This window comes from Brevibacterium sp. SIMBA_078, from assembly GCF_046534565.1.
GTDB lineage: Bacteria > Actinomycetota > Actinomycetes > Actinomycetales > Brevibacteriaceae > Brevibacterium.
In genome coordinates this window covers 1-271 of record NZ_JAWRYQ010000224.1, presented here as the reverse complement: position 1 = coordinate 271, position 271 = coordinate 1, and the positions used below count along the sequence as shown (strand labels likewise).

At 39.5% G+C, this 271-nt stretch carries 1 protein-coding gene; it reads right to left on the bottom strand.

Annotation, left to right across the window (positions count from 1 at the left end; genetic code table 11):
* A partial coding sequence (locus SB749_RS19520; protein ID WP_410711766.1) for a GTP-binding protein occupies window positions 1-271 on the bottom strand: 271 nt, incomplete at both ends.

Here is a 271-nt window from a genome sequence, read left to right as displayed (position 1 = left end):
ATCAGGTTTTGTAACAACAATAATGTTGGCAAATTCAATTTGATTAATTAATAAATCTGACACATCCCGCTGATCGTAGTTGTCATCTGTTTGCTGTCGCTCTAGCAATGTCTCACCGCTTTCATAATCTTCCATAAAGCGTGCCGCATCTACAACGGTAATCATAGTGTCAATTTCGCAAGCTTTCGTTAAATCAATCCCCAGCTCTTCATCAACATAAGTAAAGGTTTGTGCAACTGGAATCGGTTCTGAAATCCCTGTTGACTCGATG